This is a genomic window from Bradyrhizobium sp. USDA 4504, from assembly GCF_054063995.1.
Genome location: NZ_JBSSGV010000001.1, coordinates 767503 through 783003 on the forward strand (window position 1 = coordinate 767503; position 15501 = coordinate 783003).

Here is a 15501-nt window from a genome sequence, read left to right on the forward strand (position 1 = left end):
CGGCGACGCTCACGAAGAAGCTTGCCGGTCCATGGCGCTCATGCTATTAATTCACCGAACGGTCGGTCGGATTATTATTGAATGGCCGATAGACATCCGCGGCAAGCGGCCGGCGAGGGAGACGGAGCGATGAACATGATGACCGGCGTCCCGCCATGGGAACGGCTGATCCGGCCCGACCGGGTGCACGGATCGCTCTACACCGACCCTGACATCTTCGAGGCCGAGCTCAAGAACATCTGGTACCGCACCTGGGTCTATGTCGGGCATGAGAGCGAGGTCCCGAACGCCAACGACTACGTCGTCAAGTCGATCGGCCCGCAATCCGTGATCATGACGCGCGACGAGCAGGGCAAGGTCAATCTGCTGCTCAATCGCTGCTCGCATCGCGGCAACCAGATCTGCTCCTATGAGCGCGGCAATGCCCGCTCGTTCACCTGTCCGTTCCACTCCTGGACTTTTGCCAATGACGGCCGCCTGGTCGGTTATGCCTTCCCCGACGGCTATGAGGGGCAGGACAAGTCGCAGCTTGCGCTCGGGCGGGTGACGCGCGTCGAGTCTTACCGCGGCTTCGTGTTCGGCTCGTTCGCGGCCGATGGCCCGACGTTGAAGGAGCATCTCGGCGGCGCCGCCGAGACCATCGACCGGCTGGTGCGCACCTCGCCGGAGAACGAGGTCGAGATCACGGCGGGCTTCCTCAAGCATCGCGTCAAGGCGAACTGGAAGTTCATCCTGGAGAACGAGTGCGACGGCTATCACCCGGCCTTCGTGCACACCTCGATCTTCGGCGTCGCCGACAGCATGATCGGCAAACTCTATGGCGGAGCCTCGACCGCGCTGACGCGCGACTACGGCAACGGCCATACCGAGATCGACCTGCGGCCCGAGTTCCGCAAGCGCGACGCGCCGATGAGCTGGTTCGGCACCAGCGAGGACCGGTTGCCGGACTACACGGCGCGCATGAAGGCCGCCCATGGCGACACCGCCGCGCGGGAGATCATGATCGACGGCACGCCGCATGTGATGATCTTCCCGAACCTGTTCATCGCCGAGATCCAGATGTTCGTGATCCAGCCGCTCGGCGTCGACGACAGCGTGCAGCACGTCACCGCGTTGCAGTTCAAGGGCGCGCCCGATCTGAACCGAAGGCTGCGCCAGCAGACCATGGGCTCGGTCGGCCCAGCCGGCTTCCTGCTGGCGGACGATTCCGAAATGTACGAGCGCTGCCATCGCGGCGTGCTGGCGCGCAATCCCGAGTGGATCTTCCTCGGCCGCGGCGAGAAGCGCGAGCGGCAGGACGAACTCGGCTTCACGGTCGGCCACGTCACCGACGAGGTGCCGTCGCGCGGCATCTGGACCCATTATCGCAAGTTGATGGAGCCTAGCTGATGCTGTCGCGCGAGAGCAGCGCCACGTTGATGAGCGCCATCACCGCCTTCCTTTATCGCGAGGCGCGGCTGCAGGACGAGCATCAATACGAGGCCTGGGAAAAGCTCTGGACCGACGACGGCGTCTATTGGGTGCCGGCCAACGGCGCCGACATCGACCCGGAACGGCAGATGTCGATCATCTACGACAACCGCTCGCGGATCGCGCTGCGCGTCCGGCAGCTGATGACCGGCAAGCACTTCACCCAGACGCCGCAGTCGAATTTGCGACGGCTGATCTCCAACATCGAATTGATGGATGAGCAGCCTGACGACGGCGACATCGCGGTTGCCAGCAACAGCCTCATTTTCGAATCGAGCCTGCGCGACGACACGCTGTGGGCGGCGCGCAATGAATACCGGTTGCGCCATGTCGATGGCGAATTGCGGATGGCCGCCAAGAAGGTCATCCTCGTCAACAACGACAAGGCGATCTACACGCTCTCGTTCCTGGTCTAGAGGAAAACGCGCCATGATCGACAAGGGCCCCGTTCTGCTCGACATCACCGACGGCATCGCGCGGCTGCGGCTCAACCGCCCCGATGCGGCCAACGGCATGAGTGTCGAGCTGCTCCGCGCGCTGTGCGATGCCATCATGGTCTGTCATGGTCATTCCGATCTGCGCGTCGTGCTGCTGAGCGGCGAGGGCACCAATTTCTGCGCCGGTGGCGACGTCCGCGCCTTTGCCTCCAAGGGCGAGAAGCTGCCGGACTATATCCGTCAGGCGACGGCGTATCTGCAGAATGCGGTGACTGGATTGCTGCGGCTGGAGGCGCCGGTCATATCATCGGTGCAGGGCTTTGCGGCGGGCGGCGGCGGCTTCGGCCTGGTCTGCGCTTCCGATATCGTGATCGCGGCGGAATCGGCAAAGTTCCTCGCTGGCGCGACGCGGGTGGCGATGGCGCCGGATGCCGGCGTCTCCGTTACACTGTCGCGGCTGGTCGGCCTGCGGCGGGCGATGTCGATCCTGTTGACCAACCCGGTGATCCCGGCTGCCGAAGCGTTGCAGATGGGCATCGTCACCAGGGTCGTGCCCGATGCCGAGCTCGCCGATGCATCGCTCGCGCTGGCCCGCGAGCTTGCGGCCGGCGCGCCGAAGGCGCTGGCGGCGACCAAGCGGCTGGTCTGGGCCGGCACCGGCACCAGCATCGAGCAATGCCTGTCGGAAGAGGCGCGCACCGTCGCGGAACTCTCGGGGATGACCGATGCACGCGAAGGGCTCGCCGCGGTGATCGAGCGGCGCCAGCCTGTATTCACGGGGCGCTGAGGTGGCGAGCTTGCCATTCGGACGTCTCGATGGCCGCCGCGCCTTCGTCTCCGGCGGCGCGCGGGGCATCGGTGCTGCGATCGCGCGCAGCTTTGCCGGCGCGGGCGCCAGGGTTGTGATCGCCGATCTCGATGTCGCCGCGGCCTCGGAGCTGGCGCGCGAGACCGGCGCCGGCGTTGCAGGATTAGACGTCAGCGATGCCACGGCAGTGCAGGCTGTGATGGCGCAGGACGGCCCATTCGACATTGTCGTCAACAATGCCGGCATCGATCAGCATGCCTTCTTCACCGATACCACGGCGGAGGATTGGGCGCGGCTGATCGCGGTCAATCTCACCTCGGTCTTGGCCTGCACCCACGCCGCGTTGCCGGCGATGCAGGCGGCGGGCTTTGGCCGCATCATCAACGTTACCTCGGAAGCGGCGCGGCTCGGCTCAAAGGGCGGCGCGGTCTACTCCGCGGCCAAGGGCGGCGTGATCTCGTTCACCCGGAGCATCGCGCGGGAGAATGCACGCTATGGCATCACTGCGAACGCGATCGCGCCGGGACCGATCCGCACGCCGATGCTGGAGCAGGCGGTGGCAAAGGGCGGCGACAGAATCCTGCAGGCAATGACCGGCGCAACGCTGCTCGGCCGCCTCGGCGAGCCGGAGGAGGTCGCGGCTGCCGCGCTGTTCCTGGCTTCCGACCAGGCCGCCTATATCACCGGAGAGACGCTCGGCGTTTCCGGCGGCATGGGCATCGGCGGCTGAAATGGGCAGCGCGGACGACGATATCGCAATCACGCCGGTCGATCGCGCGATCGAGCGTTTGCGCGCGATCTATCGCGGCTGGACCCGCGATACATCGGTGGCGCAGATGCGCGACGACTGGGACGCCGCCTTTGCCGGCTGCTCGGTGCCGGTGACGCGCCAACCGGTCGCCGCCGGCGGGGTCGACGGCGAATGGCTCGTGCCGATGGGCGCATCGCGCGACAAGGTGATCCTCTATTTTCACGGCGGCGGTTTCCGTATCGGCTCGGTCGCGTCGCATCGCGACCTGGCCGCACGGATCGCCGATGCATCCGGCTGCCGCGTGCTCTCGATCAATTACCGGCTTGCCCCGGAGCATCGTTTCCCCGCGGCACTCGAGGATGCGCTGATTGCCTATCGATATCTGCGCGATCAGGGGCTGCATCCGGCGGATATCGCCTTCGCCGGGGATTCGGCCGGCGGCAATCTCGTGCTGTGCGCGATGCTGGCGGCGCGCGACCGTGGCTTGCCGCTGCCCGCCGCCGCCGCGCTGATGTCGCCCTGGACCGATCTTACCGCGAGCGGCGCGAGCTATCAGAGCAGGGCCGAGGCCGATCCGATCCACCAGCGCGCGATGATCCTGGCGCTGGCGAAGAACTACCTTGGCAAGGACGGCAATGTCCGCGATCCGCTGGCCTCGCCGCTTTATGCCGATCTCACCCGTCTGCCGCCGCTGCTGGTGCAGGTCGGCGACCGCGAGACCGTGCGCGACGATGCGACGGAACTGGCCGCCCGGGCGCAGGCTGCCGGTGTCGACGTCAAGCTCCAGGTGTGGGACGGCATGATCCACGTCTTCCAGATGTTCCCGGAGATTTCGCAGGCGCGCGAGGCGATCGCATCGCTGGCAGCTTTTTTGCGCAAGCATCTTCACATCGGCCATGAGAGGGCGCCACAATGAACGTCATGACGTCGGATCCGCGCCAGCTCACTGAGGCCGAGTTCCACTTTTCGGAGCAGCCCAATCTGCCCGAGGAGCTGCGCATGCTGCGCGAGCAGGTGCGCCGCTTCGTCGAGAAGGAAGTAGTGCCGCATGCCGAGGCGTGGGAGCGCGACGGCAAGATCCCGCGCGAGATCTATCGCCGCATGGGCGCGCTCGGCTTTCTCGGCATGCGCCACGCGGTCGACCATGGCGGCACCGACATGGGGCCGCTGGCCTCGATGGTATTCGCCGAGGAGTTGGGGCGCTCCAGCTTCGGCGGTTTCACCTCGTCGATCCTCGTGCATACCGACATGTCGGCGGTGCACATCTCCTTGCGCGGTACGCCGGAACAGAAGCAGAAGTATTTGCCGGCGATTATCCGCGGCGAGACGGTCTGCTCGATCGCGGTGACCGAGCCCGATGCGGGCTCCGACGTCGCAGGCCTCAAGACGCGGGCGCGGCGCGACGGCGACAGCTGGGTGATCAACGGCGCAAAGATGTTCATCACCAACGCGGTCTATGGCGACATCCTGATCGTCGCCGCGCGGACCGACCCGCATGCCAAGGGCAGCCGCGGCATCTCGCTGTTCATCGTCGAGCGCAACACGCCGGGCATCACGGCGACCAAGCTCGACAAGCATGGCTGGCTCTGCTCGGACACCGCCGAGATCGCGTTCCAGGACGTGCGCGTGCCGGCGGAAAACCTGCTCGGCGAGGAGAACAAGGGCTTCTATGGCATCATGGAGACCTTCCAGAACGAGCGCATCTGCATCGGCGGCATCTGCGCGGGCGAATCCGCCAAGGCGATCGAGCTGACGACGAATTACGTGAAGACGCGGCAGGCATTCGGCGGCCCGCTCTGGAATCAGCAGGGCGTGCGGCTGAAGCTCGCCCAGCTTGCCGCGAAGGCGGCGGCGGCGCGGGCGCTGGCCTATCAGGCCGCCGAGCTCGCGGCGGCCGGGCAGGATTGCCTGCGTGAGGTCTCGATGGTGAAGGCGCTGTCGCCCGAGGTGCTGCACGAGGTCGTGCATGGCTGCCTGCAACTGCACGGCGGCTCAGGCTTCATGCGCGGCACCCCGATCGAGCGCATGGTGCGCGACGCGCGGGTGCTGACGATCGGCGGCGGCGCCACCGAGGTGATGCTGGAGGAAGTGGCGAAAAGGATGTGACGCCGGCGCTCTTTCTTACCTCGCCCCGCTTGCGGGGAGAGGTCGGATCGCATCGTGAGATGCGATCCGGGTGAGGGGGAGTCTCCACGAGCGTTTCTGGCAGCGCGTCTGCGGATGCGGCCCCTCACCCCAACCCTCTCCCCGTAAGAACGGGGCGAGGGAGCAGACCTACGTCCGGGTCATGTCATTTCTGGGCACGAGCGCCCTGGCCGACAGTCTGCGCCGCAATGCCCGGCTTCAGCCGCCAGTCCTCGCCAAAATCCGCGAGCGGGTGGAAGAACAGCGGCTCGGTGGTCTCGAGCCGCCGCAGCCGTTCGGCATAGTCGTTGAGATAGCGGTGCCGCGTGGCCTCGTCGACGAAGTTCACTGAATACGACACGAACGGCGGCAGCACCTTGCAGCCCGCATAGGCCAGCATGCCGTTCTGGATCGGCCACAGTACCACATCGAGCGCACCGACCAGCCCGTCGGGCGCGCACATGCCGGGATAGGCGGCGGTCGAGGTCACGACCATGGCGCGGCGGCCGGCAAGGCCGCCGGTGTCGTAGCGGCGGCCGCTGCCGTAAATTGCGCCGTTGACGAACACGCGGTCGATCCAGCCTTTCATGATGGCGGGGACCGAGAACCACCACAGCGGAAACTGCAAGATCAGGAGGTCGCACCACAGCAGCTTCTCGATCTCGGCGGCGATGTCGCCGCTGAGCGCCCCGTGCTGCAGATTGTATTTCTGCTCGCGGTCATATTGCAGCCGGTCGGGAAACCGCCGCGCGCCAAAGTCTTCGGCGGTCGCTACCGGGTTGAACCGCATGGCGTAGAGATCGGAGATCCTGACCGTATGCCCGAGCGCGGTCAGTTCCGCCACCGACCGCGCCAGCAGTGCAGCGTTGAACGACTGCGTCTCCTGATGGGCAAAGACGATCAGGACCTTCATCTCTCTAGTTCACCGGCTTGAAGCTGAGCGTCGCGGCATCGGCCTGCATGATCTGCAGCTTCTGGTTGGAGAAGCGGACGCCGGGACCGAAGCTGATCGGCGCCATCACGCCGGTCTCGACATTCCTGGTCTTCTCCAGTTCCGAGATGGTGCAGGCCCAGGTCGGCTGCTTGCCACAGCGCTCGATTGCCGCGATCAAGACTTTCGCGGCGGCATAGCCGGTCATGGTGTAGCGGTTGATGCCCTTGAACTCGGCCTCCGACACCAGCGGCCTGGCCTTCTCCAGGAACGCCTTGCCCGCCGCGCCGGCGAATGGCTCGACATAGTCGACCGCGTAGATGCCATCGCCCGCCGGGCCCATCAGCTTCAGCACCGGCTCGATGCGGCCGGGCCAGAAGATGCCGGTCACCGGCTTGATGTTCAATTTCTCGAGCTCCTTTGTCATCGCGATATTCTCGGCGATGATGCCGCCGGCCAAAAACACCTCGGTGCCGGCATCCTTCAGCTGCAGCATGTCGGATGAGAAGTCCTGCTGGCCCTTCTTGTAGTTGCCGCTGTAGACGACGTTCAGCTTCTTGGCCTTGACCACGGAATCGAAGCCGTCGCGCACCGTGATGCCGTAATCGTCGTCCTGGGTGATCAGGCCCCATTTCTTGCCGGGGTTCTTGTCGGCGAGGAAGTTGACGAGATGGATGATGCCTTCCTCGTAGGATTGGCCGACCACGAACACGTTCTTGCGCGCAGGCTCCCACAGGAATTTGACCGGCGCGACGTCGATCACGGTCGGGATACCGGACTTCTCCAGCACCGGCATCACAGCGATCGACTGGCCCGAGCCGGAGATGCCTAGCATCGCGAAGACCTTGTCGACGTCGATCACCTTCTTGACGCCCTGGATGGTTCGCGCGGTGACGTAGCCGTCGTCCTCCAGCACATATTTGATCTTGCGGCCGTTGATGCCGCCGGCGGCGTTGGCTTCGGCGATCGCGATCTTGTGGCCGATCGAGGCGGCGACGCCCAGCAGCGCCGGCGGGCCGGTCAGCGGCTCCACGTCGCCGATCAGGATCTCGCTGTCGGTGATGCCGGGATCGGCGGCAGTAGCCGGGCCGGTCGCGAGACAGGCCGTGGTGAGCAGCAGCGCAACTGCTGCCAGGTGTCTGATCATTGTCTCCTCCTCATGGTGTTGCGTCTTTTTTGATTAGTAGCGCAGCGGCCAGTGCACCCAGGCCCGCCTGATGCCGTGCCAGGCGCCGACCAGCCCCCGCGGCTGGAAGCGCAGGAACAGGATGATGACGAGGCCGTAGAGCATGCTCTTCAGCTCCTGCGCGCCGGTCGTGAAGGTCGCATCCATCTGCGCGCTGAACAGGCTGAAGACGATCCGTGTCGCCTCCGGCAGCAGCACGATTAGGATGGTACCGAGCACCGCCCCGAGCGCGGAGCCGAGTCCACCGACGATCAGGATCGCCAGCGCCTCGATCGAGAGCAGGAACGGAAAGCCCTCGACGCTGACGAAGGAGAGATAGATGCCGTACAGCGCGCCGGCGATGCCGGTGATGAACGCCGAGGTAACGAAGGCGAACAGCTTGTAGGCATGCAGGTTGATGCCCATGACACGCGCCGCCGTGTCGTTGTCCCTGATCGCGACAAAGGCGCGGCCGACCCGGCTGCGGCGGATGTTGAGGGTGGCGAACAGCGTCAGTGCCGCGATGCCGAGGCAGAGATAGGTGAAGGCCGCGTCGCCGTCGAAGCTGATGCCGAGGATCTCGGGCCGCTGCACCTGAATGCCGCGTGCGCCGTTGGTGAGCCAGCGCATCTCCAGGATCACGGTGTTGATGATGAAGGAGAAGGCGAGCGTGGTGATGGCGAGGTAAAGTCCCTTGAGCCGGAGCGAGGGCGCGCCGACGATCAGGCTCGCCAGCGCCGGCACCACGCCGGCGCCGAAGAAGCCGACCAGCGGCGGCATGTGGTACTTCGAGACCAGCACCGCATAGGCATAGGCACCGGTGACGAGGAAACCGACATGGCCGAGCGAGATCAGGCCGGTGTAGCCGGTCAGGATGTTGAGTCCGAGCGCACCGGTGACCGTGATCAGGATGATCATCAGGAACGATAGCGCGTAGGAGCTCAGCACAAAAGGAGCGGTGATCAGCGCCAGCAGCAACACGGCCGACCATAGCCACACCGGCGGGGAATCGATCAGCGCAACCAGTTCGCCGTAGCTCTGCTTGTAATCGCCGGTGCGCATCACACCCTCTCGATGTCGCGTTCGCCGAAGATGCCGAACGGGCGGATCATCAGCACGATGATGATCATGGCAAAGCCCGCGACCTCCTTCATGCCGGAGCCGATATAGCCGCCGGCCAGGTTTTCGGTGATGCCGATCAGGAGGCCGCCGAGGCCGGAGCCGAGCACGGCGTCGAGGCCGCCGAGGATGGTGGCCGGAAACGCCTTCAGCCCGAGCTGGAACATCGCCGGCGATAGATCATAAGACAGCGCGAAGAACACGCCGCCGATGCCGGCGATCACCGAAGACGCGGCCCAGGCCAGCGCATGAACTCTTGTTGCGCTGATGCCCATCAACAGCGCCGTGCGATCGTCGGCTGCGACCGCGCGCATCGCAACCCCGACCTTGCTGTAACGGAAGAACGCCCAGATCGCGGCGAGCAGAAGAAGCAGCGTCGCGATGACCGCAATCTGCCCGGTACGCACGCCGATGCCCCCGAGATGCACGATGCCGCGGCCCATGCCGATGTCGAGGCCGTGCGGATAGGCGTCCCAGATGAAGTTGATGGCGGAGCGCAGGATCACGGCGAGCCCGATCGTGACCATCACGGTCGCGAATACCGGCTCGCCCAGCATCGGCCGCATCACGAGCCGCTCGATGATCAGGCCGAGCAGGACAGCGGCGAGAATCGCGCCCACCGCGACGACGAACACATTGCCGCTGACCGTGGTCGAGATCGTCCAGGCGGTATAGGCGGTGATCATCGTCATCTCGCCCTGGGCGAAATTGACCAGCCCGGTGGACTTGTAGATCACCGCAAAGCCCATCGCGATCAGCCCGTAGATCGCGCCGATCGCGAGCCCCGAGATCAGCAGCTGGATGATATACTGCATTCAGCCCTCCGCCCGGTAGATGATGGCGAGTTCACGGGCGAACTTCTTCTCGATCATTGCGCGGCGTACTTTCTGGGTGGCGGTCAGCTCGCCGTCGTCATGGTCGAGCTCCTTTTCCAGGATGGCGAACCGCCTGATGTTCTCGACCCGGGCGAACCGCTTATTGGTCTCGTTGACGACGCGCTCGACCAGCTCATTCACTTCGGGAAGCTGCGAGAGCGATTTGTAGTTGGTGTAGGCGAGCGCCCGGTCGCGCGCCCAGCGGCCGACATTGTCGTAGTCGACCTGGATGATGGCGCCGAGATACTTCTTGGCCTCGCCGACCACGATCGTTTCCTTGATGAATTCGGAATCCTTCAGCGCGTTCTCGATCTCGGACGGCGCGATGTTCTTGCCGCCAGCGGTGATGATGATCGCCTTCTTGCGGTCGACCACGGCGATCTCGCCATTGTCGAGGACATCGATGATGTCGCCGGTGCGCAGCCAGCCGCCGGGCTCCAGCGAGGCGGTCGAGGCCTTCTCGTCGAGGAAGTAGCCCTTGAAGACGCCGGGGTTGCGCAGCAGGATCTCGCCGTCGGTGTCGCACTTCCATTCGGTCTGCGGCAGCGGCACGCCGCAGCCGCCGATCCGGTGATGGCTTGCGGTCTGGATGAAGGCGACGCCGCCACTTTCGGTGAGGCCATAGCCTTGCGACACCGGACGGCCGATGATGTCGAAGAAGCGCAGCGTCTCCGGCGAGATCGAGGCGCCGGCGCACAGCCGGTGCCGGCTGTAGGCGAAGCCGAGATGGCGCTGCAAATTGCGGAACATCAGGAGATAGAGCAGCCCGTAGGCGGCGCGATCGAGCCAATTGTCTTTGCCGGCCTGTCGGCGGTCGGACAGCGTGCGGCCCCAGGCGAGGCAGGCCCTGGTGAAGCTCTGGCGCAGGCGACCGCTCTCGCCGAGGCGAAACAGAAAGCCCTGCTGCAGCTTCTCGTAGATGCGCGGAACGCCGACGAAGAAGGTCGGCGCAATCTCGCGGATGTTGATCGCGACCGTGTCGATCGATTCGGCAAAGGACACGGTGCCGCCGAGCACCAGATGGGTCACGGTGCCGTAGCAGCGCTCGGCGACGTGGCACAGCGGCAGGTAGCTCACCGCCTCGAACGGCTTGTCGGCAATGCCGACGGTCCTGGCGTAGGCATAGGCGGCGTAGACGAGATTGCGATGGGTCAGCATCGCGCCCTTGGGCGGACCTGTCGTGCCCGAGGTGTAAACGAGGATGCAGACGTCGTCGGGCGCGCCCTGGCTGATCAGGCGGTCGAGCGTGGCGTCGGCCTCCGGGTTCTGCTGCGCGTAGGCCCTGCCGCGCTCGCACAATGCGGCGAACGACATCAGCTCCGATTGCCGGTAATGCCGCAGGCCCTTCATGTCGATGCAGACGATGGCCTCCAGATCCGGCAGGCCGCCATTGCCCGCCATCGCATCCAGCACCTTGTCGGTCTGCTCCTGGTCGCCGGTGACGACGATGCGGGCACCCGAATGCTTGACGATATATTGCAGCTCGACCCAGGGATTGGTCGGATAGATGCCGACCGCGACCGCGCCGATCATCTGCGCGCCGAGATCGGCATAGAACCATTCCGGCGTGTTCTCGCCGGCGATGGCGATGCGGTCGCCAGGCTTGATGCCGAGCGAGAGCAGGCCGAGCGCCACCGCGCGCGCGGTGTCGTAATAGTGCCGCCAGGAATAGGGATTCCAGATGCCGTAGTCCTTCTCGCGCAGCGCCAGCGCCTCGCCGTGCATCGCGGCGCGCTGCCGTAGCAATTGCGGGATGGTGATGGCGGCATCCGCAAGCGTAGCCTGCAACGCGTCGATGCCGGCTGCGGGCACACTGCGTGCGGCGCTGGCTGGCAGCGGCGGATGAGCGGTGCGCAGGCTGTCCAGCGTCGACATCACGCGCCTGCCTTTGTCATCGCGTCAGTGCGCTGACCGCCGAGATAGGCCTCCGCGACTGCCGGATCGCGCCTGATCTCACCAGGTGCGCCTTCGGCGATCTTGCGGCCGAAATTCAGCACATGGACGCGGTCAGAGATGTCCATCACGATGCGCATCTCGTGCTCGATCATCACGACGGTGATGCCGAGCTCGTCGCGGATGTCGAGCACGAAGCGCGCGATGTCCTCGGTCTCCTCCTGGTTCATGCCGGAGACCATCTCGTCGAGCAGCAATAGCTTCGGCTCGCAGGCGAGCGCGCGGGCGAGCTCGACGCGCTTCTGCTGGCCGTAGGACAGCGTGCCGACCACGGCGTCCCTGATGTGCTCGATCTCGAGGAATTCGATGATGTGCTCGACGCGTTGCCGTGCCGCGATTTCCTCCTTGCGGGTACGTCCGTAAAACCACACCGCATCGAGCACGGTCGAGCGCAGATGGGTGTGGCGGCCGGTCAGGATGTTCTCGACCACGGTGCCGTGCTTGAACAGCGCCAGATTCTGGAAGGTGCGGCCGATACCGACGGCGGCGAATTTCCACGGCGAGATCGTCGAGAGGTCGATGCCGTCGAAGCTGATGCGGCCGCCGCTCGGCCGCAGCACGCCCGAGATCATGTTGAACAGCGTGGTCTTGCCGGCGCCGTTCGGACCGATCACGCTGCAGATCTCGCCGGGCGCGACGCGCAGGCTGACATCGGCGACTGCCTGCAGGCCGCCGAAGCGCTTTGACAGGTTCTCGACCGTGAGCAGCGCGGTCACGACAGCCACCGCTTGCGGCGCTTGTAGTGCTTCACGTCGCGCAGGCTCTTGCGGCCGGCGGTGGAGACGCCGAGATAGAATTCCTGGACGTCCTCATTGGCGGTGAGCTTCGCCGCCGTGCCGTCGAGCACGACGCGGCCGGTCTCCAGGATGTAGCCGTAATCGGCGATGTCGAGTGCGCGCTGCGCGTTCTGCTCGACCAGCAGCACCGTCATCTTCAGTTCGTCGCGCAGCCGGACGATCACCTCATAGATGCGGTCGATGATCAGCGGCGCGAGGCCGAGCGACGGCTCGTCGAGCGCCAGCAGCACGGGATCGGTCATCAACGCGCGGCCGATCGCGAGCATCTGTTGCTCGCCGCCGGACATGTAGCCGGCGATCTGGTCGCGCCGCTCATATAGTCGTGGAAACAGCGTAAACACCTTGTCGCGGCGCTCGCGCGCCTCGGCGCTGGTCCTGGTGTAGCCGCCCATTTGCAGGTTCTCGTCGATGGTGAGTGCCGCGAACACGCGGCGGCCCTCCGGCACCTGCACGATGCCGCAGCGGACCAGTTCGTCCGGCGCAAGGCGATGCACCTCGTCATTGCGGAAGCGGATGCTGCCGTTCTCGATCACGCCTTCCTCGGTATAGAGGATGCCGGACATCGCCTTCAGCAGCGTCGATTTGCCGGCGCCGTTGGAGCCGAGCAGGGCGACGATGTTGCCCTCGGGCACCGCGATCGAGACGTCGCGGATCGCCTCGATCGCATTGTCGTAGACGATCCGGATGTTGCGGAATTCGAGCAGGCACTGCTCTGGCACGGCGACTGGCGCTGCTTGCGGCATCGGATGCGGGATGGTCGTCGGCATCGTGCTCAGACCCGGCCTGCCGATAAGCGCGGGCGCGCGGCGAGGATCGCATCGGTGACGATCTTGGCGGTCTCGGCGCAGGCCTGCGTGCCGCCATTGCCATATTGCTTCACCGCATCGCCGACGCACCACAGGCCACCGATACCGGTCTCGCGCGGCAGATCGTAGCCGGCGCAGCTGCGTTGTGCCGGCCAGTCGTCGCGCATCACCCGGATCGACAGGATTTTGGCCTGGTCGAAATTCGCGAACTGCTCGCGCAGATCCTCGAGCGCGAGCTGGACTTCTGCATCGGAGTCGAAATCGCCGAGCGCGGGCACCGGCACGGCATAGGCGACATAGAGGTGCCAGCCGGGCAGCGCCAATTCCGGACAGGTGGCCGAGAGGTTGGCCATGTTGCAGAGCCGGCGCGTCTTGCCGAAGGTGACGATGCCGGGATGATTGATCAGCGGCTCGCGGCTCGCGACATTGATGACGATGTTGGCGGCTGGGCGGAGGTCGTTCTTCACCCTGGCGATATAATCCGCCGGGAACGCCTCGCTGCCGGCAAGCGCGACCGTGGCCTTCGGTCCCGCATTGCTGATCACGAGATCGGTGTCGATCCGCACCCGCTCGCCGTTCCTGAGCACGGTGACGCCTTCGACCTTGCCGTTCGCGGTGTGGATCGTGGTCGCCGATGTTTCGAGCCAGATGTCGCCATTGCGCCTGACAGCGTTGCCGAGGCTGTTCCAGACCCCGATCGTGCCCTGCGGGCAGAAGCCGAATTTCTTGAAGGCGCCCTTGCTGGTGAAATAGGTTAGGAAGGCGCGGGCCGGCAGCTCCGCGGCGTTGCAGGCGAAGATCGCCGCGCAGAGATTGCGGAACAGCGCGTGCACGGTGGCGTTGCTGGTGTAGCCCTTCAGCCAGTCCTCGGTCGATTGCCGCCCGTCGGGCAGGTTGCCGGAGCGGGCGTCGGCGAATTTCTCCAGGATGCGCGAGGCCTGCTTGGTCAGTTGCCCGAGCAGCAGCGACCAGCCGCCGCGGCCGACATCGATCACCTTGCCGTCGATGAAGAACGAGCTCGCGGGCTCCGGCGCGCGGATGTCGAGCGGGGCGCCGACGGTGTGGAAGGTTTCCTCGAACACGCCACCGAACTCGATCGCGATCGCCCCGATATTGACCTTGAAGCCGTCGATCTCCTCGGTCGAGGCGCGTCCGCCGAGCCGGTCCTTGTCGTCGACGACGAGCGTATGCAGCCCGCCATGGGCGAGGAGCGCCGCGGCGCACAGCCCGCCGGCGCCGGCTCCGATCACGACAGCATCGATCCTCTGAGAATCCACGCGCAACCTCCCGCGATGCCGCCGGGTTGCTCCCGGCGTGCGCAATCCGCTTGCTTGATAGAAGGCAGTCTAATATAATCCGACCGGTCGTTCAAATTATTTTTTGACGCAGGTCGCTCGTCGCACGGGCGATGGAAGAGTCTGGTGGATGGTGCCCGCAAAGGGGAGGAGAGCGTGGGGCGGCGGTAGTATAGAGAGAGGCAGTCGCCCGATTCCGGCGGCGCCGATGGTGCATGAGAGAGACGGCAATGGCGCGGACGCGCTCAGAGAATTACGACGAGATTCAGCGGAACATTCTCACCACTGCCTGCGGCCTGTTCGCGCGGCAGGGCTACATGCGTGCCTCGATCGCCGACCTTGCGGATGCCTGCAAGCTGTCGCGCGGCGCGCTGTACCATTATTTCGATTCCAAGGAAGCGATTCTGTTCGCGATCCTCGACGCCCATATCCGCGAGATGATCGCGGACGTCGAAGCCGCGATGGCCGAAAAGGCGACGACGCTGGAGCAGTTCCGCGCCGCGATCCAGGCCATCGTCGCGCTGAATGCGCGTTCGAGCGACGAGCAGCGCGTCATCCTCAACGACCTCTCGTTCCTCGGCGAGACCGAGCAGGATGCGATCAAGGCGCTGGAGCGCCAACTCGTCGACACGGTCTCGGATCTGCTGGTCAAGCTCGACAAGGAAGGCAAGATCGTCAAGCGGACCAAGAAGATCTACAGCATGATGCTGTTCGGCATCCTGAACTTCAGCCACACCTGGTACGATCCGAAGGGCGGGATCGATCCAGGGGAGTTCGCCGACATGGTGGTGGATCTGTTCCTGTACGGCTTCACCATGCCGGTGCCGGCAAAGAACGCCGCGCGGCCGCTGCGCCAGCGCGCGTGAGGCCGACGCGGCGCGCACTGCGGCTTCGCGCCGAAGACATCTCTCGCAGCGATTATTCCTCATCTCGTCTGCACATCATCGTGAAGGCCGAGACGTTGTCCCGC

15 protein-coding genes are annotated in these 15501 nt (G+C 65.3%); 7 read left to right on the forward strand and 8 right to left on the reverse strand.

The window, feature by feature from the left end; all coding sequences use genetic code 11:
- The first annotated feature begins 129 nt into the window (after window positions 1-129).
- The 6 genes from ACVMB1_RS03235 to ACVMB1_RS03260 are packed head-to-tail and all read left to right on the forward strand — an operon-like array spanning window position 130 to window position 5572.
- Window positions 130-1389, forward strand: coding sequence for an aromatic ring-hydroxylating oxygenase subunit alpha (locus ACVMB1_RS03235; protein ID WP_057018905.1), 1260 nt, complete (start codon window positions 130-132; stop codon window positions 1387-1389).
- Complete coding sequence (locus ACVMB1_RS03240; RefSeq protein WP_038387409.1) at window positions 1389-1886, forward strand: aromatic-ring-hydroxylating dioxygenase subunit beta; 498 nt, start codon at window positions 1389-1391, stop codon at window positions 1884-1886. The genes ACVMB1_RS03235 and ACVMB1_RS03240 overlap by 1 nt, the downstream gene beginning before the upstream one ends.
- Window positions 1887-1899: 13 nt before the next feature.
- Window positions 1900-2694 carry an enoyl-CoA hydratase/isomerase family protein gene (locus ACVMB1_RS03245; protein ID WP_141342419.1) on the forward strand — a complete coding sequence of 265 codons (795 nt, stop codon included), beginning with the start codon at window positions 1900-1902 and terminating at the stop codon, window positions 2692-2694.
- A gap of 1 nt (window position 2695) precedes the next feature.
- Window positions 2696-3445 carry an SDR family NAD(P)-dependent oxidoreductase gene (locus ACVMB1_RS03250; protein ID WP_057018854.1) on the forward strand — a complete coding sequence of 250 codons (750 nt, stop codon included), beginning with the start codon at window positions 2696-2698 and terminating at the stop codon, window positions 3443-3445.
- A 1-nt stretch (window position 3446) separates the two neighbouring features.
- Window positions 3447-4382: an alpha/beta hydrolase gene (locus ACVMB1_RS03255; protein ID WP_141342420.1), complete on the forward strand. Its 936-nt coding sequence runs from the start codon at window positions 3447-3449 to the stop codon at window positions 4380-4382.
- Window positions 4379-5572: an acyl-CoA dehydrogenase family protein gene (locus ACVMB1_RS03260; protein ID WP_092083745.1), complete on the forward strand. Its 1194-nt coding sequence runs from the start codon at window positions 4379-4381 to the stop codon at window positions 5570-5572. The genes ACVMB1_RS03255 and ACVMB1_RS03260 overlap by 4 nt, the downstream gene beginning before the upstream one ends.
- Before the next feature lie 184 nt (window positions 5573-5756).
- On the opposite strand, the gene ACVMB1_RS03265 is transcribed toward ACVMB1_RS03260, so the two are convergent.
- From ACVMB1_RS03265 to ACVMB1_RS03300, 8 genes are read right to left on the reverse strand one after another with little or no spacing between them, the layout of a single operon-like run.
- Entirely contained in the window at window positions 5757-6503 is a 747-nt protein-coding gene (locus ACVMB1_RS03265; protein WP_057018852.1) for an NAD(P)H-dependent oxidoreductase, read from the reverse strand.
- A 4-nt stretch (window positions 6504-6507) separates the two neighbouring features.
- Entirely contained in the window at window positions 6508-7668 is a 1161-nt protein-coding gene (locus tag ACVMB1_RS03270; protein WP_159109514.1) for an ABC transporter substrate-binding protein, read from the reverse strand.
- 33 nt (window positions 7669-7701) lie between these two features.
- Window positions 7702-8748, reverse strand: a complete 1047-nt coding sequence (locus ACVMB1_RS03275) for a branched-chain amino acid ABC transporter permease (protein ID WP_253640475.1) — start codon at window positions 8746-8748, stop codon at window positions 7702-7704.
- Window positions 8748-9620, reverse strand: coding sequence for a branched-chain amino acid ABC transporter permease (locus ACVMB1_RS03280; protein ID WP_141342424.1), 873 nt, complete (start codon window positions 9618-9620; stop codon window positions 8748-8750). The genes ACVMB1_RS03275 and ACVMB1_RS03280 overlap by 1 nt, the downstream gene beginning before the upstream one ends.
- On the reverse strand, window positions 9621-11555 hold the full coding sequence (locus ACVMB1_RS03285; protein ID WP_456848289.1) for an AMP-dependent synthetase/ligase: 1935 nt from the start codon (window positions 11553-11555) through the stop codon (window positions 9621-9623).
- On the reverse strand, window positions 11555-12349 hold the full coding sequence (locus tag ACVMB1_RS03290; protein ID WP_141342426.1) for an ABC transporter ATP-binding protein: 795 nt from the start codon (window positions 12347-12349) through the stop codon (window positions 11555-11557). The genes ACVMB1_RS03285 and ACVMB1_RS03290 overlap by 1 nt, the downstream gene beginning before the upstream one ends.
- Entirely contained in the window at window positions 12346-13197 is an 852-nt protein-coding gene (locus ACVMB1_RS03295; RefSeq protein ID WP_141342427.1) for an ABC transporter ATP-binding protein, read from the reverse strand. The genes ACVMB1_RS03290 and ACVMB1_RS03295 overlap by 4 nt, the downstream gene beginning before the upstream one ends.
- 5 nt (window positions 13198-13202) lie before the next feature.
- A complete protein-coding gene (locus ACVMB1_RS03300) occupies window positions 13203-14513 on the reverse strand; it encodes a phytoene desaturase family protein (protein WP_246786809.1) in 1311 nt (436 codons plus the stop codon).
- Between the two features lie 248 nt (window positions 14514-14761).
- On the opposite strand from ACVMB1_RS03300, the gene ACVMB1_RS03305 reads away from it, so the two are divergent.
- On the forward strand, window positions 14762-15397 hold the full coding sequence (locus tag ACVMB1_RS03305; RefSeq protein ID WP_076829047.1) for a TetR/AcrR family transcriptional regulator: 636 nt from the start codon (window positions 14762-14764) through the stop codon (window positions 15395-15397).
- The last annotated feature ends 104 nt before the right edge of the window (window positions 15398-15501 follow it).